The organism is Halomonas campaniensis (assembly GCF_002211105.1).
Classification (GTDB): domain Bacteria; phylum Pseudomonadota; class Gammaproteobacteria; order Pseudomonadales; family Halomonadaceae; genus Vreelandella; species Vreelandella campaniensis_A.
The window spans coordinates 1-504 of sequence record NZ_JPUA01000040.1 but is presented as its reverse complement, the minus strand read 5'-3'; the positions used below and the strand labels follow the sequence as shown (position 1 = coordinate 504).

At 60.5% G+C, this 504-nt stretch carries 1 pseudogene; it reads left to right on the top strand.

Annotation, left to right across the window (positions count from 1 at the left end):
* Nucleotides 1-21 precede the first annotated feature (21 nt).
* Nucleotides 22-504: pseudogene (locus JI62_RS19480) on the top strand (hypothetical protein); the annotation flags it as partial.

The window sequence follows — 504 nt, the reverse complement described above, 5'->3', positions numbered from 1 at the left end:
ATCTTTAACGATGTCTTCCGCATGGGCCACAGTGACCAGACGGCCCGGGACGGGCTGCGTTCCTACAACCTGCTTCGCAGCATGCAGGGCGACAGTGGAATTCCCGCACCGCAGCCGATCGAGTCGGTCGCCTTTCTGGAAATCGCCGTTGAGCCTGACGATTTAGCCTCGCTGCGCGAGCTGCTTACCGCGCTGGGCATGGCCTGCGTGGGGCGCCACCACACGCTTAACGCCGAGCGCTGGGCGGCAGGTGACGTCAATCTGGTGCTCAATGCCGAATCGAGCTTTACCGGCCGCACGCCAGGACGCGATGCCACCGCAGTAACGGCGATTGGCCTGCGCGTGGCAAATGCCTATGAGGCGTTTAAACGTGCAGACAAACTTGGCTACGATATTGTCGAGCCTGAAGAAGTGGGTGCCAGCCACCGTATGAGCGCGCTGCGCAATGTGGATGGCAGCCTCTCCTATATTATTGACGACTCACAGCTAAGCCGCACCTGGGAT